We start from the raw sequence: 24,617 nt of genomic DNA on the forward strand, positions 1-24,617 counted from the left end.
AGCCATGATCGGTAAGCTGAAGATGGACAAGGAAGAGCTGGAAGAATTCGTCGAAGACGAGGACACCACGATCGAATGCCTTCAGGTCGCGCCGATGGGGAATGGCAAGGTGGCCATTCTGTTTCTGCTCGCGGATTCCGACTACGACACCACGGTGTCGGTCATTTTCGTCGTCGACGACTTCAATCCAAAGACCGCGAAGGGCGTCCTGTTCACGTCCGAATGGCTGACGTCGCTGTCGGCGTCGCCCTCGGGTGAACTGTTTGCGCTCGAGGCAACCATCTGGATCTGGCGCTATGGCGGAAAGCAATGGACCCGCGATCAGGTCGGCACGGAGAGCTTTCGCCAGGTTTGGGCCGCCGACCCGGGTGGCGCCATGATGGTCGGCTCTTCAGGCGGCGCCGTCAGGCTGGTCGGAGACGACTGGCGTCCGATCACGCCGATAACCCAAGCTGAATACATGGATATTCACGGTGACGCGAAGCATGGCATCTGGGTCTGCGGAAAATCAGGATCGGTGCACAAGCTCGCGGGCTCGACGTGGCAGCCGCTGGAACTGCATCGCCAAGAAGTGTTCTATGGCATCGACGTTGCCGCGGACGGCACGATCAGGGTCGCCGGCGAAGACGGAACGTGCCTGCGCATCGCCAACGAAGAAGCGGTCGAGCTCGAACCAGCTGATACCACGACCCACCTCGCCGTGCGCACCTACAATGGCAAGGCCTATTGGGGCGATGAGGGCGGAATCGGCGTGGAGAAAGGCAACGCCATCGTGGCCCTCGAGGTGGAAACCGGCACTGCGTCGGATATACGTACCGACGGCGACTATCTCTATGTCGCGGGCACCGACAGTGCATGGCGCTTCGATGGCAAGAAATGGAAGACGCTGTCGCTCGAATACGACGACGGCTTCAAGCTCGCCTGATTGTAGACCGGGCGCGCTTGCCCACGAGGATCAGCCACCGTTGACGCTGAGATAGGCCCGGACCTTTTCCAGGTCGAGTTCAGCTATGCGCTGCGGCGCGCCCTCCATGAGCATCCTAAGCACGAAGAGCTCACCGACCTCAGGATATTCGGCGTAGACTTCCTGGGCGATCTCGCGTCCGGCATCTCCTGCAACGCGAAGGCCGTCGAGATGAGCATCCAGCCGCTCGACCAGCCGCGCAAGACGCTCCTCGTCCATGTCGGGGTTCTCATCCGGATGGAGCAGGTGATGGTCGTAAACGGTCCACAGAAATGCTGCCATTTCCGCATGCTGCCGCACGATCTCGCGCAGGACGATCTTCGGCATCAGTTTAGGTTTACAGAGCCGCCACGGATGCGATTGGCAGCACTTGCATGGCTGGTGACATAGGTGCCGCGAATGGTGATATGCCCATCCTTCTCCATGATGATGGTGGCCTTGCCGCAGCGCAGCTCGAGGCGCTCCCCGGCAACGATCTTGACCTGCTCGCCGTCGCGGACGACCTGCGGCGTCTGTGCCTTGCGCACGGGCTCGACGATGCGGCCAACGATCAGCGGTCGGCCAGGGTCGCCGCCCTCGAACAGCAGCGCCACCTCCGCTCCGACCATGTCGGCGCTGAGTTCGGCCAGGCTGCGCGCGGCAACCGCAGTGTCCCTGGGATTGCCTGGAAACACCACGAGCGGTGCAGCGCCGTCGAAGCCGAGAAAGACCCCGATGACAACACCCTCGATCCGTTTGATGGTTCTGGTCATCCCCTGTGCCCTCAGTTCTGCTTGATCTCCGAGCCCTTCATGACGATGTCGCTGGAAGCTTTGATGTTGATCTTGCCCGATCCCTTGATGCTGATGTCCTTGCCCTCGATGGTGATCGTCCCATCCTTCTTCATCGAGATGCTGGCCGAGCCGCATTTCAGCGCAATGGCGTCGCCCGCTTCGATCAGGAATGTCTTGCCGACATTCATCTTGCCGTCTTCACCGATCTGAACCATGCTCGCCTTGGCGATGCGCAACTCATAGGCGCCACCCACCTTGGTCCCGTCGTCGGTGGCGATTTCAGTCCGCCTTCCCTTACCGATCTTCGATTTCTGGTTGCCGGCTATGTTGAAGGTCTGGTCGGCGCCAATCGTCACTTCCTGGTTCGACGCGATGTTCCAGCTATCATTGGCCCCGATCTGATGGGTTTGGGCCGCACCGACTGTGACCGCGCGGGTCGACCCGATCGTGTTGGTCTGCGCCGATCCGACCGTGCGGGTCTCGGTTGCGCCCACGGTGTCCACCCGTGCAGCACCAACCGTGATCGCCTGAGCGATCGCGACTGTCTGGGCGTGGTTGGCGCCGATCGTCTCGGTCGAGTTGGAGCCGATGCTGATGGTCTCGTTCGAGCCTACGGTCAACGAGCGGTTCTTGCCGACCGTTTCCGTATCATTGGAGCCGATGTTGGTCGTCTGGTCGACGCCAACCTTCACCGTCTTGTTGTTGCCGACGTCCTCGTCGAGGTCGTGGCCGACGGAATGCTTCGCGTCGTGGTCGATGCGGTCGGACTGGTCGTGCTGCACCAGCTTGGTGCGGTCGTTCTTGATCAGAAGGTTGTGGTCCTTCTGGGCCTGGAAATTGACCAGTTCGGAGCCTGCCTTGTCTTCGAACATCAGTTCGTTATAGCCGCCGCCTCCTTTCGACGAGTTCGACTTCCAGCCCGACTGCGTGGCGTTGCCGGGCAAGCCGTAGGGCGGCATCTGGGCGGCGTTGTATACGCGGCCGGTGATGATCGGCTGGTCCGGATCGCCTTCGATGAAATCGACGATGACCTCCTGGCCGATGCGCGGGATCTGGATGAAGCCCCAGCCGCTGCCGGCCCAGGTCTGCGACACGCGCACGAAACACGAACTGTCCTGATCCTTCTTTCCCATGCGGTCCCAATGGAACTGCACCTTCACCCGGGCATACTCGTCGGTGAATATCTCTTCGCCGGACGGGCCGACGACACGCGCCGTCTGCGGCCCGCGCATGATCGGACGCGGTGTGATCCGCGGCGGGCGGTATGGCAGACTAGTCGGCGCGACGCCGAGGACCACGGTGAAGCTTTCGCCCTCGGTCTCGATGCCGGTGTGATAGCCGGGATCGAAGATCCGGTACTCGACGCTGACGACAAGATATTCCTGGTTCTGGTCGTCGCGCGGAAAACCGTCGAGCTTGAAGGTGCAGCCTGAAAACAGCCCACGCACGGTGCCGGCAGCGGCAATACGCTGGTGCACGGCCTGCAGCTCCTCGCGGCGGATGCCGGCGATCTTGTCGCCGCGGCCGACATCCAGATGGGCGCCGGGCTGGCGATAGTTTTCGCCCGATGCCAGCTTGTGGCCGAATGCCTGGTCTGATTTCGCCATCAGGCTGGCATCCGGCTTCTTGAAGTCGTAGTCGGTGTGGGTGTAGGCGCCGGGCCTGACCGAGCTGCCGGGTATCCACTCGGTGATGTACTCGACGTCGCGGCGCGCGCCCTGCCCTTCGAAATGATACGGCACCTTCTCGTAGCCCGGTGCCGGCTTGAGCTTGTTCATCGCGTCGGCAAGGATCAGCGTGTGCTCGCCGTCGCCGTGCTCGAAGAAATACATGATGCCTTCGTGCTCGAGCAGGCGCTGGACGAAATCCAGGTCGCTTTCGTCATACTGGACGCAATAGTCGCGCGGCGGATAAGAGCCTTGCAGCCGCTTCTCGAACTTCGCTGCGCCATATTTCGAAAAAATCTTCTCGACGATCTCGACGACGCTCATGTTCTGGAAGATGCGGCAGTCCGTGGCCGTGCCGAGAAACCACAGCCACGGCCGCACGATTGCTTCGTAATAGACCTGCCGGTCCTCGATGCGGGTCAGGCGGAAATCCGACACCAGGCCGCTGAACCAGCGTTTCGGGTCGGACTCGCCCTCGACCGAAACGGCGCCGCCCAGCATCTTCAATGGATCGATATCAGGGTCGCTGCTGACGAAGCCGACGGTGTAGGCGAAACAGCGGCTGATCTCGTCGCGACCGGCCAGATGGGTGAATGTCAACGTGTTGCCAAGCGGTGTCCGGACCACAGTCGCGCGATCGTTAGCCATGGCGTCGTGCCTCTCCGCGGGGACGGCCGGACATCTGTAGCGAAGCTTAGCACAAGTTTTTCAACCGGCCAAAGCCGGCGCGGCACAAGCGCCGAACCGTGCGCGCCCAAATGCCCCTGTGCTGCGGTCGCAGCAAACTGCTAGAATAAAATAAGGAATTTGGACGAGGCTGCCGGAAACAGAGATTTGGCGGGCGAATTCGGATGCTCATCACTTTGACCATCGAGAATGTCGACAGGCTGCCCACAGGCGGACCGCTGTTCTACAGTTCGAATGGTCGCAGCTTCACCATCGGGCGCGAAAATCGCGACTGGAACCTGCCCGACCCCAACCTGTTCATCTCCGGCCTGCATTGCGAGGTGCGTTACGACAGGGGCACGTTCTGGCTCTATGACGTCTCGCGCAACGGCACATTTATCAACGGCTCGAGCCAACGCGTCACCGACCCGCATCCGCTCGGCCATGGCGACCAGCTTTCGATTGGCAGCTACATCGTCTCGGTTGCGCTTGAGGACGACCGCATATCGGGCAACGACTGGGGCAATCCGATCCCGGCCCGCCATGCCGCTGATATCGGCCAGCCGCCGCCGCAACTGGCGGATCCCTTCTTCGGCGGCGTGAACAACGGCCAGTTGGCGGCGGGTGTCGTTGCGCGTCAGCAAGTCCAGCATGCTCGCGCGCCGCAGCCCTTGCCCGTGCAACCGGCGCCTCCCCCGCCGCAAAGACCGGAGGCGACCGAACTGCTCCGGCTCATCGCTGCGGGCGCCGGCGTTTCTCCTGACGTGTTCCTGCAGCGCGACCCGAAAGATGTAGCCGCCGAAGTGGGCGCAGTGCTGCGCGCGGTGGTCGACGAGCTTGCCTTGCTGCTCAAGGCGCGAGCTGCCGCCAAGGCACTCGCCAAGAGCAGCCAGCGCACCATGATCGGCGGTGTCGACAACAACCCGCTGAAGTTCATTCCGCGCTCGGAAGAAATCCTCGAGATCATGTTTGCCCAGCGCCGCTCGGGCTATCTCGACGCCCGGCACAGCGTCGAGGAGGCATTCCGCGATCTCAAGACGCATGAGCTCGCGACCTATGCGGCAATGCAGGCGGCCTTGTCGCGGCTGCTTTCGGAACTGTCGCCCGATGCCATCGAGCGAAAGCTCCCCGCCTCTGCCTTCGTCTCCAAGAAGGGGCGGGCCTGGGACATGTTCGTCGCGACATGGGAAGCCAAGGAGGCCGCGCATGAAAACGGCATGCTCGACGTCTTTCTCGCCTATTTCAGCGAGGCCTATGCCAAGTCGGCGAACAAGAAGTAGCGTCGCCTGACGCAGCCGATCGCCTTATCGCTGCTCCAGCCGCCGGCCAGCCCCGGTTCCCATCGGCATTTCCATGCATTACGATGCGTTGTTGGCACGTGACCGGAGGCATCCGCGGCATTGTCATGGCATGGCAGCCGTCGCGCGAAAACGGGTAATCGGCGATGAGTTCGAAGGACGATCCTTCCGGCTCCGACGGCAGAACCGTCATTCGCGGATCGCCGCGCCGCGCGTCGCGCCCGGATCTGCCCTCGCCTTCACCGCCGGCGTCCGATCCAACCATCATCTACAGCAGCAGCCCTGAACAGCAGGCATCAACTTCGGGCACGGTGATCTATCAGGCCAATCCCTTCGTAGACGTTCCCGGCGACGCGCCCCGCAACAGCCACAAGCAGCACAAACCGGAAGCAGGTGCGGCAGGCACGTCGCAGGACGTCCTGTTCGATGCGGCAGAGCGTGTCCAGGTTTCCGGCGCCAACCCGCTGATATCAGCGGCAACGCCGCTCCTCATCTTGTTTGGCCATCTGAGGACGGTGACGGTCGAAACCGACGTGTCCGTATTGGCCCAGCACGTCGCCGAATGCATCGAAGAGTTCGAATGGAAGGCAGCCGAGGCCGGTGTGAGCGAAGCCGACGCACATGTCGCAAAATACGCCCTTTGCGAGACAGCCGACGACATCATCGCCAACCTGCCGGGCATCGGCTCCGGCTGGGCGCAACAGAGCATGCTGTCGCGCTTCTACGGGATCGATCCACCAGGCAACGGGTTCTTCGAGGCACTGAACTCGGTGCTGGCCGATCCGGCGGAGCGTGGCGACCTGCTCGAACTGTTTCATGCCTGCATGTCGCTCGGCTTCGAGGGTCAATATCGTGGCGTCGCTGGCGGCAATCAGAGCCTTGAGCTCGTGCGCCAGGATCTGTACGCCGCACTGCGCTATTTCAGGCCGCGCGTCTATGACGACATTTCCCCGCACTGGCAGGGCCTTGCGGCCACCGTTGGGCGCCGCCCGTACCGGCTGCCGCTCTGGGCGATGGCCGCCCTCGCGCTCGCCTTCGTCACTGCCGCCTTCTTCTGGATGCGCGGCGACGTCACCAGGGACGGCGATTCTCTTGCCGCGACTTTGCTTGCGCTGACGCCCGCGACGCCAGTCGTCATCGAACGCAACGACTTCGCCCCGCCGGTCGAGCGGGCAGCACCGATTGAGCCGGCTGCGCCGGTTGCAGCGCCCCCGACCATGGCCCAGATTTACCGCATCCGCGCTGCCCTCACCCAGGATATCGGCGCTGGCGCATTAACCGTCGCCACCAAGGGCGAGTTCATCGTCGTCGAGCTCAACAACGAGCTATTGTTTGAGCCGGGCAAGGCCGAGACCAAGCCTGAATTCACGCCCGTGGCGGCGCGCATTGCCGCAGCATTTGCCGGGGAACCGGGTCCGATCAAGATCGTCGGCCACACCGACAATGTGAAGCCACGCCAGTCCAGCGCCTACAAGTCGAACTACGACCTCTCCGTCGCGCGGGCCGAGGCAGTGGCAAAGGCGCTTGTTCAGGGGATCGGCGACACCTCGCGGATATCAGTCGAAGGCAAGGGCGAGGACGTGCCGATTGCCGACAACACAACCGCCGACGGCCGCGCCGCAAACCGCCGTGTCGACGTCATGATCCGGCGCGAGGACGTACCATGAGCGCGCGCCGCCGCACGCTATGGTCGCCATGATGGTCTGGCTGTTCAGGACATTGACCATCGTGGCGCTGGCCGCCCTGGCCGCGGCCGTGTGGTTTGCCGGACCGCTGATCGTCCTGGCCGACAGCCGGCCGCTTGAATCTGCTTGGTCGCGCGCGACCATCATCGCTCTCATCCTGGCACTGAGCGCAGGCATCGCCCTGTTCCGCTTCTGGTTTGCCCGCCGTGCTCAAAAGGCGCTCGCAGCCGCCGTCGCCAGCGAGCGTGCCCATGACGGCGACGGCCAATTGCTCGAAACGGGCATGACCAAGGCCATCGCCGCGCTCAAGCGCGCCAGCGGCAGGCGCAATTTCCTCTACGAGGCTCCCTGGTACCTGATCATCGGCCCGCCCGGAGCCGGCAAAACCACGGCGCTGGTCAATTCGGGCCTTAGGTTTCCGCTCACTGTATCCGGCACGGCCCAGCCGGTGCCAGGCGTCGGCGGCACCCGGAACTGCGACTGGTGGTTCACCGACGAAGCGGTGCTGATCGATACCGCCGGCCGCTACACCACCCAGGATTCCGATACCGAAAGCGACCGCAAAGGCTGGCTCGCCTTTCTGTCGCTGCTCAAGAAGCACCGCGCCAGGCAGCCGATCAATGGTGTGATCGTCGCTATCAGCCTCGCTGATGTGATGACCTCAAGCGACCAGGAGCTCGACGCCCACGCCGTCGTCATCCGCAATCGCCTGCTGGAAATCCACGAGACGCTGAACATCGGCTTTCCCGTCTATGTGTTGTTCACCAAGGCCGACCTGATCGCCGGCTTCATGGAGAGTTTCGGCACTCTGGACGAAACCGACCGCCGCAGGGTGTGGGGCGCGACATTCCAGGGCGCCGACCGCAAGGCGAACATGGTCGGCGAGGTACCGGCTGAATTCGACGCGCTCGTTCGTCGCCTCTCCGAGGACGTACCCGACCGTCTGCAGGGCGAGCCGGACCCGGTCGCGCGCATCGCCATCTTCAGCTTCGCCGCGCAGTTCGCCTCCCTCAGGCAGCGCAGCGCAGCTTTTCTCGGCCGCGTCTTCGAGCCGACGAAAAAACAGGCAAGCGCCATCCTGCGCGGCTTCTATTTCTCCTCCGGCACACAGGAAGGCACGCCGGTCGACCGCGTGCTCGGCGCCATCGGCCGCAGTTTCGGCAACAGGTCCCAGGCACAGCTGTCCGGGACCGGCAAAAGCTTCTTCCTGCACGACCTGTTGGCCAATGTCATTTTCGCTGAGGCCGGCTGGGTCTCCTACGACGATGCTGCCAACCGGCGCGCCAGATTTGCCCGATACGCCGGCATTGGCGCCATCAGCCTCATCGCCGCTGCCGCTCTAGGCGTTTTCGCCGTCAGCTACACCGCAAACAAGGCCCTGATCGCGGCCACCAGCCAGGCTGCGGAAAGCTACACGTCGTCCGCCGCCGCACTGCTGCAGGCGGAAACCGTATCCGACGTTGACCTTGAGAATGTCATCGATGCGCTGGAGAGCATCAGCGGCCTGCCGACCGGCTACGAGCATCGCGACCAGCCGACGCCGGCGCGCGAAACGCTCGGGCTCAGCCAGCGCGCGCGGTTGTTGTCGGCATCGGAGACGACCTACCGGCTGGCGCTGGAGCGGATGCTTCGCCCTCGCCTGTTGCTGCACCTTGAACGCACCATCCAAGCGAAGATGAGCGATCCCGCGGCTCTCTACGAAGCTCTCAAGATTTACCTGATGCTCGCAGGCGAAGCGCCGAAGGTCGATGACGAACAGATCGTCTCGTGGATGAAGAAGGACTGGGAGCAGAACCGCTATCCCGGTCCGCAAAATCGCGAAGGCCGTCTCATCCTAGAAAAGCACCTGAGGGCGATGCTTACGCTCGACGATGAGTTCGATCCGGCATTCGAGCTCAATCGCCCCGTGGTCGAGTCGGCACAGCGCGCGCTGGGCCGCATGACGGTCGCCGATCAGGCTTCCGCCTTGATCGCCTCGGCGCTGACCGCGGCCACGCTCGACGACTTCGCCGTCACCACGAAGGGCGGCCAGGAAGCGAAGCTGGTGTTTGAGACCGTCGATGGCAGCGACCTGTCTGCGCTGCGTGTTCGCGGCCTCTATACCTATGCCGGCTTCAACGATTTCTACCTGACACAGCTTTCCGGAATCGCCCAGAAACTCATAGACGAGCAATGGGTCGTCGGCGCCGGCGGCGAGCAAGGCGGCGTCGAGCAGGAACTGTTGCGGCTCGGCCCAGAGTTGCTCGACCGCTACAGCAGCGACTTTTCAGCCGTATGGAACGGTGTTCTCGACAAGCTCAAATTCCGGCCGATGGCGGCGGACAAGCCGGAATATCTCGCGCTGTCAGCCGCCGGCTCGCCCAGCTCGCCGCTGGCGCAGTTGTTCGAGGCGATTGCCCGCGAGACGGCGCTGACACGTGGCTCAGGCCCGACTGCCGACGCCGATGCGCGTGCCGATGGCCTCGCCCGCATCGGCATCGAGTTGCCGGGCCGCAAATCCGCCAGTCGCGCCGGTGCGGCATTCGCCAATGCGCCGACCATCGTGCCCGGCGCCAACATCGAGGCGCAATTCCGGCCGTTCCAGCTTCTTGTCGATGGCCGTCCCGGCCAGCGCCCGATCGATGCCCTGATCCAGAATTTCCATGCCGTCTATCAGAGCCTGACGATCTCGGCCGCCGCCCCGTCGCAGGCAGGTCGCGTCAATGCCAATCTTCAGCTGCAGATATCCAATCTCCGCGCCAACGCCTCGCGCCTGCCCAAGACACTGTCGCGCATGGTCCACGCTGCCGCCGACGATTTCGAGGGCGACGTGGCCGAGACCTCCGTAGCGCAACTCAACCAGTCGCTGCAGGAGACCGTCAGCGGCCCCTGCGAGGAAGTTATCGCCAACCGCTATCCCTTCGGCACCGGCGCCAGCCAGGATGTGCCGATCGGCGATTTCGCCCGGCTTTTCGCGCCCAGCGGCATCATCGACAGGTTTTTCGCACAAAACTTGGCCTCTTTCGCAGACATGTCGGGGACCGAATGGCAATGGAAGCAGGAGTCGCGCCTGGGCCGTGGGCTCTCCAGGTCGACGCTGAAGCAGTTCCAGCTGGCCGCCGAAATCCGCGACGCGTTCTTTCCGCTTGGCGGGTCCACGCCTGCAGTCAACATCACTTTCACGCCGTTTTCGCTGCATGGCGACGCCGACATGGCCTTGCTCGACGTCAACGGACAGGTCGTCCAGAGCTATCAGAACGGCAGCAGCCCGGGCATCGTCACATGGCCCGGCAGTGCCTCCGCCGGGTCGGCCAATCTCAGCCTTACGCCGGAGCTTCCCGGGCGCGAATCCGCCATCAGGTTCGAAGGGCCGTGGGCCTTGAAGCGCCTGCTCGACGCAGGCACCTCGACAGTCAATGGCGACAAACTGCAACTGCGCTACGTCATCGGCGGCCGCGATGTCGCCTACACCGTCCAGATCAACCCGCCGGGCAATCCCTTTTCGCTGACCGCACTCTCCGGTTTTACCTGTCCGAAGGGGCTTTGAAACGGTGGGCAGGCACAGTCAGCCCGGCACGTGTTAATTTCTGTACTCTAACGCACGGGCCTGTGGCAGACTGAAAGGCGCGCGCGTCAATACGCAACGCAGAGGGGCGCCCGAGAGCGCTTGAGGCCATTGAACGATGTCGTCCTCCCCTTCGAAAGCTATGGCGTCAGCCACAAGGGCTGCGTCCGTCAGGTCAATGAAGACAGCTACCTGATCGAGCCCCGCAGCGGCCTGTGGGTCGTCGCCGACGGCATGGGCGGCCACGATGCCGGCGAGGTCGCCTCCGCCAGCATCGTCGAACACTTGTCGACGATCGGCATTCCTGAATCGGCGCCCGATCTGCGCGCACGCTTCGTCGACAGGCTGAGGCTGGCCCATTCCGACATCCGCGAAATATCGGACTTGCGTGGCGCGACGATGGGTTCGACGGTCGCAGCATTGCTTGCCATGGACGGCAAGTTCGCCTGCCTGTGGCTCGGCGACAGCCGCGTCTACCTGGTGCGTGACGGTTCGATCTCCCAGGTCTCGCACGATCACACCGAGGTTCAGGAGTTGCTTGATCGCGGTGCGATCACCGCCGAGGAGGCGCAGACCTGGCCGCGCCGCAATGTCATCACCCGCGCCATAGGCGTCAGCGACGACATCGACGTCGACTTCCGCCAGGGCGATCTCTTGCCCGGCGACGTCTTCATACTCGGTACCGACGGGCTGACCGCCCATGTTTCCGACGAGGAGATCGAGGCCGCGGTGGTTTCGACGACACCGCAGGCGGCTTGCGAAGATCTGCTGGCAAAGGTCCTCGAGCGCGGCGGAACGGACAACGTCACCATTGTACTGGTGCGGATTCGGGGCGAGACCGACGGTGCAGCTTCTCAAGCTTTGGCGGGAGGCCGATAGCGGCCGGCAAGACGATGCGGGCGGGATCGGACACCGAATCGGTGCACGAGGAGCCACCTGTGCCCTGCTGACATTGCTGTCATTGCTTTGCACCCCCAGTCTGGCTCGCGCAGAGTTCACCGTCTGCAACCAGACCCTCGACGTCGTCAATCTTGCCGTCGGCCAGGAGGTCGAAGCCGCATTCCAGACCGACGGCTGGTGGACGATCGGCGCCAACCAGTGCGTCAACGTCATTCGCGAAGAGCTGACCAACCGCTACATCTACATCTACGCCACCGACGTCTTCGGCAATGCCATCCTCAGCGGCTCGACCGACATGTGCGTCGAGCGCAAGCGTTTCACCGTGCGTGGCATCGACGAATGCTGGCAGCGTGGCCACATCGCCGCCCGGTTCTATGAAGTCGACACGCTGGAACAGTCGCGCTGGACCTTCTTCCTGACCGGGTCTTCGCCATGACGCATGGCATCGACGCGAGCTTCAAGCAGCAAAAACAACAACGTATGGCCAGGCGCTCGCGCGAGCGTCGGCTCAAGACCATGATCGTTGCTGGTATCCTGGCGCTTGCCGGCATCATCGCGGCCGCCATCTACTTCAGTGCGACCTACTGGCCGTCAGGCGACTATGAGGGTGATCTCCAGCCAACGGAGGAGAGCGACATCATACCGACAGATGCTGCCGTCTACGTGCCGGCCATCGTCGATCTCGCCGGCGACCCGATGTGGATCAATCTGGCGCATGAGGCCGGCAAGGAGACCAAGCGCCGCCAACTGTCACGGCCGGTGGATCTTACCGAAGAGGGCATCTCGCCTAGCGTCGAATATCTCTCCGACACGATGCTGAGCTCCAGCGAACGCTTCATGACCGCCATTCCGTCGACACAGGAGGACTTTGCCTTCTTTCAGGCGCAGCGCGCTGTCGCCGAGCCTCAGCCAGGGCAACAAACCAACATCCAGCCGACGCCGCCGATCGCAACCGCCCTCGACGAAGCCGAGGGCGACGACACTTCCGATGTCGGCGCCGGCTGGGGCGAAACCATCGACCAGGGCGAAGCCGCCCTGCCCGCCTTCGAAAAGACTGCCGTCGAAAACAACACCAGCGTGGCAACGGTGACCCCGGAGCCCGAGCGGTTCGAGGCGACCGAAGACATTTTCGTCAAGATCCTCACCAACCGCACGCTCGAAAGCGTTGCGCTCGAGGCGCATTTTTCCACCGACGAAGCCAAACTGGTCAACGACGCGCTCAAGGGGGGCTTCAAGCTGGAGAACCTCGAGCCCGGCTATGTCGTCGCCCTGCGCGGCTTCCGTCCCCGCCGCGGCGCCCCGGCGATGGCACTGATGCAGGTTTCGGTCTACGCCATGAACAGGTTCATTGGTACGCTTGCCCGCAATTCGGCCGGCCAGTTCGTCGAGGGCGTCGACCCGTGGGTGCGCGACGACCTGTTCAACTATTCAGGCGCACCGCAGGCCGGCGCCCAGAAACGGCAATACCGCCTGCTCGACGCGATCTATTCGACCGCAGCCCGTAACAACGTGCCCACCGGCGTGCTCGGCCAGGCCATCATGTACCTGTCGCACGGCCAGGACCTGAACGCCTTTGCCACCGAGGACCAGCGCCTTGTGCTGCTCTATTCGGAGACGGCGCGCGGCAAGGATGGCGTGGGAGGCCGCGTGCTTTATGTCGGCGTCCACGGTAGCGACAAGAAACTCGAATGTTTCGTCTTCCAGCAGACTGACGGCCAGTTCTCCTGTGTCGGCGGCGACGACCAGGTTCGATCGCTGGCGACGACGAACGGCATGTTCACGCCGGTCAACGGCGTCATGACCTCGACCTTCGGACCGCGTAAGCATCCGATCCTGAAGACCGTCCGCATCCACAAGGGCGTCGACTGGGCGGCCCCCATCGGCACGCCGATCGCCGCCGCTTTTGACGGCCAGGTCGTGTTCGAGGGTGACGGCAAGGGTTACGGCAACCTCATCCGTATCTCGCATGCCAACAACCGTGAGACCCGCTATGCCCACATGCAGCGTTTCGCCGACGGCATCAGTGTCGGCACAACAGTCAAGGCCGGCGACGTCATCGGCTATATTGGCACCACCGGCTTGTCGACCGGCCCGCATCTGCATTTCGAGCTCTACCAGGACGGCCAGGCCATCGATCCGCTCGGCACTGTCACCGTTGCCGTGGCAACGACCACAACCACGACCACTGTCGCCACCACCTCCTCGGACGATCAGGCCATCGAGATCCTGACCAACCGCATCATCCATGTCGAAAGCGGCGGCAGCGCGCGTGCCAAGAACCCGCTGTCGTCAGCGACGGGCCTGGGGCAGTTCATCAGCAGCACCTGGATCAGGATGATGAACACCTACAGGCCCGATCTCGCGCGTTCGCTCTCGACGTCCGAACTGCTCGAATTGCGCTTCGATCCGACCATCTCGCGCGAAATGGTGCGCAACCTGGCTCGCGAGGGCGAAGCCTATCTCAAGCAGCGCGGCCACCAGATCACCGCCGGACGGCTCTATCTCTGCCACTTCCTCGGCATGGAAGGCGCCCACCAGATTCTGTCCGCCTCCGGCGATGCCATGATCGCCGACGTTCTCGGGGCTGTCGTCATCAAGGCCAATCCGTTCCTGACCGGCAAGAACGCCACCTATGTCGTTGCCTGGGCGGAGAAAAAGATGACCGGACGTGCTCCTGCAGCAACCTCGCTCCCCAGTTCAACCCCGACGTCGCCGCCACCACAGGTGGTCAGGCAGACGTCGCCGGAATTCGAGAGATACAAACAGGCAATCGCGACAACTTTGAGTTCGGTTGCAAACACGCTTTGAGCATACAACCCCTCAGGTTCGGACCGAGCGGCCTTGCCTGGCAGCGTCGATCTGTCCTGGACGAATTTTCTCATTTATCCCAACTGCTTGCACTCTGGGACTTTATCGACGCCTTCGGCCGCGATATAGCATTCGCATGAATTTCGGTTCGACATTGACGCTTGCGCTGACCCTGGGTTTCTCCGCCACGCTGCTTGGCGGGTGCAGTCGCTCGTCGGATGGCACCGTCGTCATTCCGAAACAAATGGACTCCCGGCGCTTCTGGCAGGACGACGAAGCCAAGCGTGCCGCGGCCGAGCGCCAGCAGGCTGCCGCCTTTCCAACCGGGCCCGATATCCGCTTTGCCACCGAGCAGCCTGGCCCTCGCCCGGTGACGCGCGCGCCAAGCGGTGCGGCGAGCACCGGCAATTCCAAACCGATATCCTGCCGCGCCGTAAGCGGCTCTACGGGTCGCGTCAGATACGTCTGCGAGTAATTGCTGGAGCGGCCGGTCGAGCTCCAAATACGAACGCCCAACCGCGCTTGTCACCAGGTTTCGTCAGCTTCACGTCAGGGAACGCGCCGATTTAAGCCGTTTCGAATAAACGCGTTGCTTGTCTGTTGACGCACGCGCGTCGGGCGTTATAGCCGACATCAAGACATTGGAACTGAACGGAGAGGGTCCCGTCCGATGGAGATATTCACTGCTGCAGGCTTCACAGCCCTTCTGCAGGTCATAGCTATCGACCTCGTGCTTGCCGGCGACAACGCCATCGTCATCGGCCTTGCCGCGGCAGGCCTTCCGGCCGATCAGCGCAAGAAGGCCATCCTCGTCGGCATCGCCGCGGCGACCGTTCTCCGTATCGGTTTCGCACTGATCACCCAGTGGCTTTTGGCCATCGGGCCGATGCTTCTCATCGCCGGCGGCCTGCTGCTTCTGTGGGTGTGCTGGAAGATGTGGCGCGAACTGAGCGTCAGCCACGAGCAGGAACATGAAGCGACCGAGGCGCTTGCCGACGCCGACTATGACAAGGACGGCAAGATCGCCGCCAAGGGCCCGCGCAAGACCTTCGCCCAGGCCGCCTGGCAGATCGTCATCGCCGACGTGTCGATGTCGCTCGACAACGTGCTCGCCGTTGCCGGTGCCGCCATGGATCATCCCACGGTGCTGATCATCGGTCTGGCGCTGTCGATCGCGCTGATGGGCTTTGCCGCCTCCTTCGTCGCGCGCCTGCTGCATCGTTACCGCTGGATCGCCTATATCGGCCTTTTGATCATCCTCTATGTCGCGGTGAAGATGCTGCTCGACGGCGCAGTAGATCAGTTCCCGGAACAGTTTGGGTTCCTCAGCGAGTGGTTTGGCGGCCACAGCGCGCCGGCCCACTGAGCCGCAGCAACAGACCAAAAAGGGCCGGAGTTTTTCCGGCCCTTTTTGCATGTGGCGATCAGCCGGTTTGCTTGGGCCCCGATCTGTGCTATTGCGCCGCCCGAATTGAGCTCTTTTCAGAGCCGACAGATCGACACATCAACAGATTTCCGGGCCGGACCTCATGGGTTACCGGCCCGCGTCCATTGGAAACCTGCCTATGTCCGCACCCCGCGTCAGCTTCGTCAGCCTCGGATGCCCGAAGGCGCTCGTCGATTCCGAACGCATCCTCACCCAGCTCCGCGCCGAAGGTTATGAGATCGCCCGCAAGCACGACGGCGCCGACCTAGTCGTGGTCAACACCTGCGGATTCCTCGATTCCGCCCGCACCGAGTCGCTGGACGCCATCGGCACGGCGATGAAGGAGAACGGCAAGGTCATCGTAACCGGCTGCATGGGCGCCACGCCCGAACTGATCCGCGAGAAGCACCCCAACGTCTTCGCCATCACCGGCCCACAGGCCTATGAAAGCGTCATGGCCGCCGTGCACGAAGCTGCTCCGCCGGCGCACGACCCGTTCACCGACCTTGTGCCGCCTCAGGGCGTGAAGCTGACCCCGCGCCACTACGCCTATCTCAAGATTTCCGAGGGCTGCAACAACCGCTGCACGTTCTGCATCATCCCCGCCCTGCGTGGCGACCTTGTCTCGCGCCCTGCCGCCGACGTGCTGCGAGAAGCCGAAAAGCTGGCCAATGCCGGCGTCAAGGAACTGCTCGTCATCTCCCAGGATACCAGCGCCTACGGCATCGACGTGAAATATGCGACCAGCGTCTGGAAGGAGCGCGAGGTCCGCGCCAAGTTCCTCGACCTGTCGCAGGAACTGGGCGAACTCGGCATCTGGGTGCGCATGCATTATGTCTATCCTTACCCGCATGTCGCCGACGTCATCCCGCTGATGGCCGAGGGCAAGATCCTTCCTTATCTCGACATCCCCTTCCAGCACGCCTCGCCGCAGGTTCTGAAGAACATGCGCCGGCCCGCCCATGGCGAAAAGGCGCTCGAGCGCATTCGCGGCTGGCGCGATGTCTGCCCTGACCTCGCCATCCGCTCGACCTTCATCGTCGGCTTCCCCGGTGAAACAGAGGAAGACTTCGAAATGCTGCTCGACTGGATCGACGAAGCCAAGATCGACCGCGCCGGCTGCTTCAAATACGAGCCAGTCAAGGGCGCGCGTTCCAACGACCTCGGCCTCGAACAGATCCCTGAGGAGGTCAAGGAAGCCCGTTGGCATCGCTTCATGCAGCGCCAGCAGAAGATTTCGGCCGCCGCACAGGCACGGAAAGTCGGCAAGCGCCTGCCCGTCATCATCGACGAGGCCAACGGCACGTCGGCCAAGGGCCGCACCAAGTACGACGCGCCCGAGATCGACGGTTCGGTCCATATCCAGTCGCGCCGTCCGCTGCGCATCGGCGACATCGTCACCGTCAAGGTCGATCGCTCCGATCCATACGATCTCTACGGCACCGCTGTCTGACACCTCTCCAGGGGCCGCAGCATGCGGCCCCTTTCTTTTGACCGACACGCAGCCGAATTATCCCCGCGCTAGTCCGTATGACGGATGATCTTTCCCGGCACCGGTTCGATCTGGTGACAGGCACTCTGCCGCTCAGGCGCCTGCCATCCATCGAGCCGGGGCCAGCATCATGACATCAGACCGAGAAGACCAGCAGCCCGGCCTCATGAGCGAGCGGCGCGTGACCATCGTCGGTGCGGTGCTGGCCGGTCTCGGTCCCGCCTCGCTGTCGCTGTTCACGCCGGCCATGCCCGAAATCGTTCATGCCTTCGGCACCACCGAAGAGGCGGTGAAGATGACGCTCGGGCTGTATTTCGCCGGTTTCGCCCTCACCCAGCTGGTGTGTGGTCCTCTCTCCGACGGATATGGCCGCAAGCCGGTGACGTTGGCCTTTCTCGGCATCTACCTTCTCGGCAGCCTGGGCGCGCTGGTCGCGCCCTCCATCGACGTGCTGATCCTGTCGCGGCTGTTGCAGGGCGCGGGCGCGGCAGTCGGGCTGTCTTTGTCGCGCGCGATCGTGCGCGACCTCTTTGCCCACGAGCAATCGGCCCGCATCCTCAACCTCATCACGCTGATCCTGGCGTTGGCGCCGGCCATCGCGCCGACAGTCGGCGGACTGGTGATGGAAGTCGCCGGCTGGCATGCCATCTTCTCGATCATGTTCCTGATGGGCGTGGCGTCGTTGCTGACGGTCCGTTTCGCGCTGGTCGAAACCGTCGAGCGCGACCCGAGTCGGGTGCGGCTGGGCGCCGTCATGAAGACCTATCGCAATTTGCTCGGCAGCGGCTATTTCCTGTTCTCCAGCCTCGTCATCGCCGGCACCCTGGGCGCCTACTACACCCAGGCGACCGTCCTGCCCTTCATCCTGATGGATCGGCTGGGGCTGACGCCGGCGCAGTTCGGCCTCGCGATGCTGTTCCAGTCGGCCAGCTTCATTTCCGGCTCGCTTGTCATGCGCAGTCTCATCCCACGTTATGGTGCCTATCGTATGGTGCCCGTCGGCCTGGGGATCAGCAGCCTCGGGGCTGCTGCCATGGCGGTCTTGCTCGGACTGTACGAGCCAACCTTCCAGTCGGTCGCGCTGCCTATGGCCATGTTCGTCCTAGGCAATTCATTCGTCATGCCGGCAATGTCTGCCGCGACTGTCGCCGCCTTCCCCGACAGTGCCGGGGCCGCCTCCTCGCTGAGCGGGTTCCTGCAGATGGGCAGTGGCCTCCTGGGCACTGTCGTCGCCGGTATCCTCGGCGATGCGATGCTGGGCATGTCCGTCGTCGTGCCGTTGATGGCACTGGGGGCCGTGCTCGCTTGGCTGGCCTGGCGCAAGCTGCCGGAGCCTGCCCTTGCGCGGGCCGTCGTCACCAGGAAGGCACCGCCGCGCTGAACCATGCGTCTTTTGTTAGCTCTCGCTAACGAATTCGGAAGCTCCTCCCCCTCCATCGTCCAAGCGGACGATGTTTCGGACACATGGCCGTGACTGTTTGTCGGTCGAAGTAAGCGGAGGAGAAACGCATGAACTTCCAATGGAATGGTTCCATTACGCGTCGCACTGCCATCGGAATGGTGTCGGTGGCAGCCCTTGCCTTGTCGGCAGGTATTTCGCAGGCACAGGAGGTCGTCAAGATCGGCGGCATCATGTCGATGACCGGCGGCGGCGCCTCGATCGGCAAGACCGCCGAAGTGGGCTGGAAGCTGGCCATCGAAGACATCAATGCCGCCGGCGGCATTCTCGGCAAGAAGGCCGAGCTGGTTCTCGGCGACACCATGACTGACCCGACCCATGCCGTTGCCGAAGTGCGTCGCCTGATCGAGAACGAAAAGGTCGAGGCGCTCGTCGGCCCGGCAACCAGCCAGGAAACCATTCCGGTCGTTCCTGTGGCGAGCGAAAAGAAGATCGCCCAGGTTTCTTCTGCTGCCTCGACTCAGCTGACGCCCGAAGCTGGTCCGTTCCACTTCTCGGGCTCGGTCACTGGTCTCAATCAGATGAAGCCGAACATCGACTTCGCCATCGACGTGCTGAAGCTCAAGAAGCTGGCGCTGATTTCGGACAATGGCGGCATGTCCAAGGCTGCCGTGGTCGAGATCGTCGACTACCTCAAGTCGAAGGGCGTCGAGCCGACCGCGGTGCAGGAATTCGCCTTCCGCACCGAAGACATGACCCCGCAGCTGTTCCAGATGCGCAGCTCGGGCGCCGAAGCGATCCTTCTGATCAACTCGATCGGCGACGATTCGCGCAAGCTGCTCGAAAACCGCGCCGACATCGGCTGGGACGTGCCGGTTCTCGCCAACCAGACGATGACCAACTACGCCGTCGGCAACGTGGCGGTGGTCGGTGAGGACGCCTTCAAGGACGTCTACAGCGTGCAGTTCGTCGGCATGACCTATTGCCCGAGCGATGCGGTCGGCGAAAACGCCTTCGCCAAGTTCGCCAAGCGCGCCAAGGAACAGGTCGCCGACGTCGACCGCATGGGCGGCGCCTCGGCGTTGATCCCCTACTACATCCAGCCGATCGTGTTGGCAGCGGCCATCAACGGTTCGGGCAAGACCGACGGTGAGTCGATTGCTTCCTGGCTGCAGGCCAATGCCTCGACCGTCCAGATGCTGACGGGCCCGATCCAGGCCAGCGGCAAGAGCCACTTCCTGCCGGCGCCCGAGTCGATCAAGGTGGTCAAGAACCCCTACAAGCCGCGCGAAGACGGTCTGGTCGAGCGCGCCGACTGCGGCGCCTGATTTCCTTCTTCATCTGCTGAACGTGCGGGCCGGGTCGCAAGATCCGGCCCGTTTCGTTTGCACTCTGCCCAAGACTTGTCCACCACTGACACCATGTCAAAAATTCTACGCAACGCATTTCGAATTTGACGACGTGTCAATTTAATGACATAACTGTCGATATTAATCATTTCGCATTCGGGAGGAAGCGCGATGACCGGTTCGAGCCTACGCAGCATGACAACTGGATCGTCGTCCGTCCGGCATCTTGCCCGACGAGGTTTCCTCCCGCCGTCCTGATCGGCTGACGCCGGGCCGATACCAGGCCCTCGCCAATACAATCGAACTCATGACCTCCTGGCATGCACCGCGCAGCCGGGAACCGGTCCCGCACGCCCCCGTGCGGCGGATTTTGGGAGCTCCTGCCATGACCTTTCACGCCAGATCGATCGTCGAATTCGGCCATTTCCTCAACCGCGTCTCTGACAGCCTGATGAACGGCAAGCCGCTGCGCACCCCGCTCGAGCTGATCCGCGAGCAGTTCGACGCCTATGCCGCGGTGCTGGTGATTGAGGACCGCCTGCGCACCGGCGAGACCTACTACGCCTTTACCGAGATCGACGAGATGATGACCGACACGGCAGGCGCGGCCCTCACTCGCCCGGCGCAGCTCGCTTATCTCTCCGAACGCTGCCAGCCGATGTCGGCCACCTATGTGCCTACCGACGACACCGCCCGCTACACGCTCTGGGTTTTCCGCGACCGGTCGGACACCAAGTTCGATGACGATGCAGCCTCGGTCTGCGAAATTCTTGTTTCGCAGTTGGCACGTGGCGTCGAGACGTCCTGGCGCATGGGCGCCACCGAGGTCGAGCGCCGTCTCTACTCCGACGTCATGGACAAGCTCTACGTCGGTGTCGTCATCCTCGACCATTCCGGCAAGATCGTCCGCGCCTCAGACGCGGCGACGCGCCTGCTCGAAGCCCGCGACGGCCTGCAGATCCAGGGCAACAAGCTGCGCGCCACCTCGGCCAAGGAGGACCGCGACTTCCAGACTGCGGTCAAGGCGGCCTTGCAGATGGCAGCCGACGACGCCGGCACGACTTCGCGGGGCCTGTCGCTGACCAAGCAGTCAGGCTCGCGCAATCTCGGCGTCATCGTCCGCCCGATCCGCGGCAGCAAGGATAACGCCGCCGCTGCCAACTCGGCGGTCGCTGTCTACATCCGCGATCCTGAAGCGAACCCGGAGGTCGAGGGCGAGCTCGTGCGCCAGCTGTTCGATCTGACGCCTGCTGAAGCCGCGGTCGCCCGCCGACTGACCGCCGGCTTGTCGCTCGAAGATGCCGCCACCTCGCTCGACATCTCCCGCAACACTGCACGTGCCCATCTGCGCTCGATCTTCTCCAAGAGCGGCATCACCCGCCAGACGGAACTGGTCCGGCTGGTGCTGAACAGCGCCGTCATCCTCGGCCACGGGCCGCGCCAGGCGGCCTGACAGGACATCCTCCCAACTCCCTGTCGACCCAAACTGAAAGCGCCGGCGGACAAAGTCCCCGGTGCTTCCTTTTCGTCTGAGCAGATAGAAAGCTTGTCCCCTCAACAAGAAAGGCGCCGCGAACGGCGCCTTTCTGGTCAGAACAGCGATTTCAGCTGTTCCTTGGCGTAGCCCACCCCTTCGTGGGCCCGGCCTTGCCGGACTTTAAGCGCCCAGGCCGGATCGGCCAGTAGCGCCCGCCCGACAGCCAGGATGTCGAACTCGTTGCGTTCAAGCGGCTTCTCGATCACGTCGAGCGAAGCCGCCTCCGCCGCATTGAGCCCCGGCCGGTCGAGGCCGACGCCGCCGACGGCGATGACCGGCAAGCCGGTGATCTTCTTCGTCCAGCCGGCGAGCGTCACGTCACCCTCTGCCGCAAAACCCGGCTCCCATATGCGGCGTGTCGAGCAGTGCATGATGCTCACACCCGCGTCGACCAGCGGCTCCAGCACCTCTGCCAGTTCGCCAGGCGTTTCGCCAAGCACGGCCTTGTAGTCCTGCTGTTTCCACTGCGAATAGCGGAAGGAGATCGGGAAGTCGGGGCCGACGCGGCTGCGCATCGCCTCGATCACTTCCACCGCAAAGCGTGTGCGCTCGCGCCGGCTACCGCCGTAGCGGTCGGTTCGGCGGTTGGACGTCGCCCAGAAGAACTCGTCGATCAGATAGCCATGCGCGCCGTGGATCTCGACGCCGTCGAAGCCAAGCCGCTGCGCCGCATCCGCCGCCTCGGCATAGGACTCGATCACCTCGAGGATTTCCGTCTCGGTCATCGCCCTGGTGGCTTCCGGATGGCCGGTGAAGGCGTTGGTGTTCTCCGATGGACCGACGCCCGGAACACCCGGCTGCGGCGCCATGGCCGAGTTGCGGAAGCTGCCGGTGTGCCAGAGTTGAGGGAATATCTTGCCGCCGGCGGCATGCACTGCAGTGCGCACTTTGGCCCAGCCGGCCAGTGCCGCTTCGCCGGCGAAAAAAGGCACGCCCTCATAGCTCGGCGCCGTGGGGTGGCCGATATAGGTCGCCTCGGTGATGATGAGGCCGACCTGGTTCAGCGCCCTTCGCGAGTAATAGGCGGACACCTTCTCATGCGGCACGCCGTCGGCGCAGAAATAGCGCGACATCGGCGCCATCGCGATGCGATTGGCAAGCTCAAGGGGGCCGATCTTGATCGGCTGGAACAGCTTGTCAGCGATCAGCTCATCCGAAGTCTTCTCAGCGCACACGGTTGCCACGGATTTCATTGCCTCTTCGCATGGTTTCAATGAAGGTTTCGAGTGGCGCCGGTTCCGGCAGGGCCTCATCAGGGCCCGAACGCGACCAGAATTCTTTCCACGACGGAAACAGCTCATGGAACGAGCCTTCATAGGGCTCGCGGCCCGGCCAGCGCATCTTGCGCGAGCCGACCGGCGGCTTGTTGAGGTCGGTGGCATACCAGTAAAGCGGCTGGCGGCGGCGGAAGAACCAGCGGCCGTCGATGCGCTCATAGCGGTCGTAATACATCATCTGCATGATGACCCACTCGGCGCCGCATTCGTGCTCGTTCTTGGAATAGACGACGCCTACTGCATTGTCCGCGTCGACGAACTCGATAATGGTCGAGCCGACATGATGCGAGGTGCCGTCGAACTGCTTGCGCATCGTCTCGTCGAGCCAGTCGCGCAGGGCCGCCCTGCCCGATTTGCCGCCGCCGACCTTGACGTCGGGCGCAAACAGCGAGGCCATCGCATTCATGTCGCGCATGTCGAGCGCCAACGAATATTTGGAAATCAGCTGGCGAATCTCGTCGCGCGACTCGAGCCTGTCCAGTCGCGCCAGGATCTCCGCCTGCGCGTCACCAGTCTTGTCCATTGTCAACCTCCGGTGGCCGAAGCGCCGTGCGCCTCAGAAGTAGTAGCGGCCGACCATGTCGGCGACGCAGGCCGGCTTGGCCGAGCCTTCGATCTCGATGGTCACCCGCACCGTCGTCTGCACGGCGTTCCCCGGCAGAAACTCGGCGTTGACCAGTTCGCCCGTCGCCCGCACCTTGGAATTGACAGGCACCGGCGCCGGAAAGCGCAGCCGGTCGCAGCCATAGTTGATGCCCATCTTCATGCCCTCCGCCTTGAACAGGTCGGGCAGGAAGCCGTTGATCAGCGAAAACGTCAGGCAGCCATGCGCAACCGTTCCGCCGAACGGGCCGTCCTTGGCGCGCACCGGATCGACATGGATCCACTGGTGATCACCGGTCGCCTCGGCGAACATGTCGATGCGCACCTGGTCGATGGTGAGCCAATCGGTCGATCCGAGGTTCTGGCCGATGGCATCCACTGCCTCGTTGGGCGAGGAGAAGACGAGGCCCATGATCAGGCCCTCTGGCTGGAGACGGAGACGATCTCGCCGACCATGTAGCCGGCATAGTCACTGGCGAGGAACATCATGACATTAGCGATTTCCCACACTTCCGCTGCGCGGCCAAAGGCTTCGAGGCTGGTCAGCGCGTCAAGCTGTTCCTGTGGCGCCGACTTCTTGAGGAAGTCGTGCATGGCAATCGACGGAGACACGGCATTGATGCGGATGCCGTATTCGGCTGCTTCCACCGCCGAGCAGCGGGTGAAGGCCATGACTCCGGCCTTGGCCGCGGCATAGTGCGACTGGCCTTTCTGAGCGCGCCAGCCGAGCACGGAGGCGTTGTTGACGATGGCACCCTTGCCGCGCGGCTGCATCTTCTTGAGTGCGGCGCGCGTCATGCGCATCGTACCGGTCAGGGTGACGTCGAGCACCAGGTTCCATTCGGCGTCGGTCATTTCCACGACGGGCTTGAGGCCGCCGAGACCGGCGTTGTTGATCAGCACGTCGATGCCGCCGAGCTTGTCTTCAGCCGCATCGACGAGCGACTGCACCTGCTCCTCGTCGGTGACGTTGCAGAGCTGACTGTAGATCTCGACGGTCGGCGAGAGTTCACGCAGCTTGTCGGCCGCTTCCGCCAGGCGCCGTTCGTGGACGTCGGAGATCATGATGGCGCGGCAACCTTCCTCGATCGCCTTGCGGGCTGCAGCGAAGCCGATGCCGACGCCGGCAGCCGCGGTAATGAGCACCGAACGGCCCTTGAGCAGGCCATGGCCTTCGACATAGGGCGGGGCGGGAAGGATCTTGGTGGCGGTCATGTCCGGGCGTCCTG

At 63.4% G+C, this 24,617-nt stretch carries 20 protein-coding genes; 13 read left to right on the top strand and 7 right to left on the bottom strand.

What is annotated here, in order from left to right:
• The first annotated feature begins 4 nt into the window (after nucleotides 1-4).
• A complete protein-coding gene (locus N7E70_RS17655; RefSeq protein ID WP_263007130.1) occupies nucleotides 5-925 on the top strand; it encodes a hypothetical protein in 921 nt (306 codons plus the stop codon).
• A gap of 30 nt (nucleotides 926-955) precedes the next feature.
• On the opposite strand, the gene N7E70_RS17660 is transcribed toward N7E70_RS17655, so the two are convergent.
• From N7E70_RS17660 to N7E70_RS17670, 3 genes are read right to left on the bottom strand one after another with little or no spacing between them, the layout of a single operon-like run.
• Complete coding sequence (locus N7E70_RS17660; RefSeq protein ID WP_154386515.1) at nucleotides 956-1,291, bottom strand: hypothetical protein; 336 nt, start codon at nucleotides 1,289-1,291, stop codon at nucleotides 956-958.
• The gene (locus tag N7E70_RS17665) at nucleotides 1,291-1,716 is read right to left on the bottom strand and encodes a phage baseplate assembly protein V (protein WP_263007131.1); all 426 of its coding nucleotides are present in this window, start codon (nucleotides 1,714-1,716) and stop codon (nucleotides 1,291-1,293) included. The genes N7E70_RS17660 and N7E70_RS17665 overlap by 1 nt, the downstream gene beginning before the upstream one ends.
• A gap of 11 nt (nucleotides 1,717-1,727) precedes the next feature.
• Nucleotides 1,728-4,052: a type VI secretion system Vgr family protein gene (locus N7E70_RS17670; protein ID WP_263007132.1), complete on the bottom strand. Its 2,325-nt coding sequence runs from the start codon at nucleotides 4,050-4,052 to the stop codon at nucleotides 1,728-1,730.
• 203 nt (nucleotides 4,053-4,255) lie between these two features.
• Between N7E70_RS17670 and tagH the strand changes: the two genes are divergently transcribed.
• The 12 genes from tagH to N7E70_RS17730 all read left to right on the top strand — a co-directional run bounded on the left by tagH (nucleotide 4,256) and on the right by N7E70_RS17730 (nucleotide 21,424).
• Nucleotides 4,256-5,350 (top strand): type VI secretion system-associated FHA domain protein TagH, encoded by a 1,095-nt coding sequence (gene tagH / locus N7E70_RS17675; RefSeq protein WP_263007133.1) that lies wholly within the window; start codon nucleotides 4,256-4,258, stop codon nucleotides 5,348-5,350.
• A 164-nt stretch (nucleotides 5,351-5,514) separates the two neighbouring features.
• Complete coding sequence (tssL, locus tag N7E70_RS17680) at nucleotides 5,515-7,035, top strand: type VI secretion system protein TssL, long form (RefSeq protein ID WP_263007134.1); 1,521 nt, start codon at nucleotides 5,515-5,517, stop codon at nucleotides 7,033-7,035.
• Nucleotides 7,036-7,063: 28 nt separating this feature from the next.
• Entirely contained in the window at nucleotides 7,064-10,579 is a 3,516-nt protein-coding gene (tssM, locus tag N7E70_RS17685; RefSeq protein ID WP_263007175.1) for a type VI secretion system membrane subunit TssM, read from the top strand.
• 129 nt (nucleotides 10,580-10,708) lie between these two features.
• Nucleotides 10,709-11,476, top strand: a complete 768-nt coding sequence (locus N7E70_RS17690) for a PP2C family protein-serine/threonine phosphatase (protein ID WP_263007135.1) — start codon at nucleotides 10,709-10,711, stop codon at nucleotides 11,474-11,476.
• Nucleotides 11,477-11,540: 64 nt separating this feature from the next.
• Entirely contained in the window at nucleotides 11,541-11,933 is a 393-nt protein-coding gene (locus tag N7E70_RS17695; protein ID WP_331461942.1) for a DUF1036 domain-containing protein, read from the top strand.
• Complete coding sequence (locus N7E70_RS17700) at nucleotides 11,930-14,305, top strand: M23 family metallopeptidase (RefSeq protein ID WP_263007137.1); 2,376 nt, start codon at nucleotides 11,930-11,932, stop codon at nucleotides 14,303-14,305. The genes N7E70_RS17695 and N7E70_RS17700 overlap by 4 nt, the downstream gene beginning before the upstream one ends.
• Nucleotides 14,306-14,441: 136 nt before the next feature.
• Nucleotides 14,442-14,780 carry a hypothetical protein gene (locus N7E70_RS17705; protein ID WP_263007138.1) on the top strand — a complete coding sequence of 113 codons (339 nt, stop codon included), beginning with the start codon at nucleotides 14,442-14,444 and terminating at the stop codon, nucleotides 14,778-14,780.
• A gap of 195 nt (nucleotides 14,781-14,975) precedes the next feature.
• On the top strand, nucleotides 14,976-15,671 hold the full coding sequence (locus N7E70_RS17710; protein ID WP_067962072.1) for a TerC family protein: 696 nt from the start codon (nucleotides 14,976-14,978) through the stop codon (nucleotides 15,669-15,671).
• Nucleotides 15,672-15,870: 199 nt separating this feature from the next.
• Nucleotides 15,871-17,184 carry a 30S ribosomal protein S12 methylthiotransferase RimO gene (gene rimO / locus N7E70_RS17715; protein ID WP_263007139.1) on the top strand — a complete coding sequence of 438 codons (1,314 nt, stop codon included), beginning with the start codon at nucleotides 15,871-15,873 and terminating at the stop codon, nucleotides 17,182-17,184.
• A gap of 169 nt (nucleotides 17,185-17,353) precedes the next feature.
• On the top strand, nucleotides 17,354-18,604 hold the full coding sequence (locus tag N7E70_RS17720) for a multidrug effflux MFS transporter (protein WP_263007140.1): 1,251 nt from the start codon (nucleotides 17,354-17,356) through the stop codon (nucleotides 18,602-18,604).
• 128 nt (nucleotides 18,605-18,732) lie between these two features.
• Nucleotides 18,733-19,950, top strand: a complete 1,218-nt coding sequence (locus tag N7E70_RS17725; protein ID WP_263007141.1) for an ABC transporter substrate-binding protein — start codon at nucleotides 18,733-18,735, stop codon at nucleotides 19,948-19,950.
• A 406-nt stretch (nucleotides 19,951-20,356) separates the two neighbouring features.
• Nucleotides 20,357-21,424, top strand: a complete 1,068-nt coding sequence (locus N7E70_RS17730) for a helix-turn-helix transcriptional regulator (RefSeq protein ID WP_154386524.1) — start codon at nucleotides 20,357-20,359, stop codon at nucleotides 21,422-21,424.
• Nucleotides 21,425-21,561: 137 nt separating this feature from the next.
• Here N7E70_RS17730 and N7E70_RS17735 read toward each other — a convergent pair whose 3' ends face one another.
• From N7E70_RS17735 to N7E70_RS17750, 4 genes are read right to left on the bottom strand one after another with little or no spacing between them, the layout of a single operon-like run.
• Nucleotides 21,562-22,701 (bottom strand): NADH:flavin oxidoreductase, encoded by a 1,140-nt coding sequence (locus N7E70_RS17735; protein ID WP_263007142.1) that lies wholly within the window; start codon nucleotides 22,699-22,701, stop codon nucleotides 21,562-21,564.
• A complete protein-coding gene (locus N7E70_RS17740; RefSeq protein ID WP_192316445.1) occupies nucleotides 22,673-23,308 on the bottom strand; it encodes a nuclear transport factor 2 family protein in 636 nt (211 codons plus the stop codon). Before N7E70_RS17740 ends, N7E70_RS17735 begins: the two co-directional genes overlap by 29 nt.
• A 33-nt stretch (nucleotides 23,309-23,341) precedes the next feature.
• On the bottom strand, nucleotides 23,342-23,800 hold the full coding sequence (locus N7E70_RS17745) for a MaoC family dehydratase (RefSeq protein WP_263007143.1): 459 nt from the start codon (nucleotides 23,798-23,800) through the stop codon (nucleotides 23,342-23,344).
• A 2-nt stretch (nucleotides 23,801-23,802) separates the two neighbouring features.
• On the bottom strand, nucleotides 23,803-24,603 hold the full coding sequence (locus tag N7E70_RS17750) for an SDR family oxidoreductase (protein WP_263007144.1): 801 nt from the start codon (nucleotides 24,601-24,603) through the stop codon (nucleotides 23,803-23,805).
• Between the last annotated feature and the right edge of the window lie 14 nt (nucleotides 24,604-24,617).

This window comes from Aminobacter sp. NyZ550 (assembly GCF_025628925.2).
GTDB lineage: Bacteria > Pseudomonadota > Alphaproteobacteria > Rhizobiales > Rhizobiaceae > Aminobacter > Aminobacter ciceronei.

Excerpts from the sequence above, each read along its gene's own strand:
- N7E70_RS17655 (WP_263007130.1), top strand. The coding sequence starts at position 5 with ATGATCGGTAAGCTGAAGATGGACAAGGAAGAGCTGGAAGAATTCGTC.
- N7E70_RS17660 (WP_154386515.1), bottom strand. The coding sequence starts at position 1,291 with ATGCCGAAGATCGTCCTGCGCGAGATCGTGCGGCAGCATGCGGAAATG.
- N7E70_RS17665 (WP_263007131.1), bottom strand. The coding sequence starts at position 1,716 with ATGACCAGAACCATCAAACGGATCGAGGGTGTTGTCATCGGGGTCTTT.
- N7E70_RS17670 (WP_263007132.1), bottom strand. The coding sequence starts at position 4,052 with ATGGCTAACGATCGCGCGACTGTGGTCCGGACACCGCTTGGCAACACG.
- tagH (WP_263007133.1), top strand. The coding sequence starts at position 4,256 with ATGCTCATCACTTTGACCATCGAGAATGTCGACAGGCTGCCCACAGGC.
- tssL (WP_263007134.1), top strand. The coding sequence starts at position 5,515 with ATGAGTTCGAAGGACGATCCTTCCGGCTCCGACGGCAGAACCGTCATT.
- tssM (WP_263007175.1), top strand. The coding sequence starts at position 7,064 with ATGATGGTCTGGCTGTTCAGGACATTGACCATCGTGGCGCTGGCCGCC.
- N7E70_RS17700 (WP_263007137.1), top strand. The coding sequence starts at position 11,930 with ATGACGCATGGCATCGACGCGAGCTTCAAGCAGCAAAAACAACAACGT.
- N7E70_RS17705 (WP_263007138.1), top strand. The coding sequence starts at position 14,442 with ATGAATTTCGGTTCGACATTGACGCTTGCGCTGACCCTGGGTTTCTCC.
- N7E70_RS17710 (WP_067962072.1), top strand. The coding sequence starts at position 14,976 with ATGGAGATATTCACTGCTGCAGGCTTCACAGCCCTTCTGCAGGTCATA.
- rimO (WP_263007139.1), top strand. The coding sequence starts at position 15,871 with ATGTCCGCACCCCGCGTCAGCTTCGTCAGCCTCGGATGCCCGAAGGCG.
- N7E70_RS17720 (WP_263007140.1), top strand. The coding sequence starts at position 17,354 with ATGACATCAGACCGAGAAGACCAGCAGCCCGGCCTCATGAGCGAGCGG.
- N7E70_RS17725 (WP_263007141.1), top strand. The coding sequence starts at position 18,733 with ATGAACTTCCAATGGAATGGTTCCATTACGCGTCGCACTGCCATCGGA.
- N7E70_RS17730 (WP_154386524.1), top strand. The coding sequence starts at position 20,357 with ATGACCTTTCACGCCAGATCGATCGTCGAATTCGGCCATTTCCTCAAC.
- N7E70_RS17735 (WP_263007142.1), bottom strand. The coding sequence starts at position 22,701 with ATGAAATCCGTGGCAACCGTGTGCGCTGAGAAGACTTCGGATGAGCTG.
- N7E70_RS17740 (WP_192316445.1), bottom strand. The coding sequence starts at position 23,308 with ATGGACAAGACTGGTGACGCGCAGGCGGAGATCCTGGCGCGACTGGAC.
- N7E70_RS17745 (WP_263007143.1), bottom strand. The coding sequence starts at position 23,800 with ATGGGCCTCGTCTTCTCCTCGCCCAACGAGGCAGTGGATGCCATCGGC.
- N7E70_RS17750 (WP_263007144.1), bottom strand. The coding sequence starts at position 24,603 with ATGACCGCCACCAAGATCCTTCCCGCCCCGCCCTATGTCGAAGGCCAT.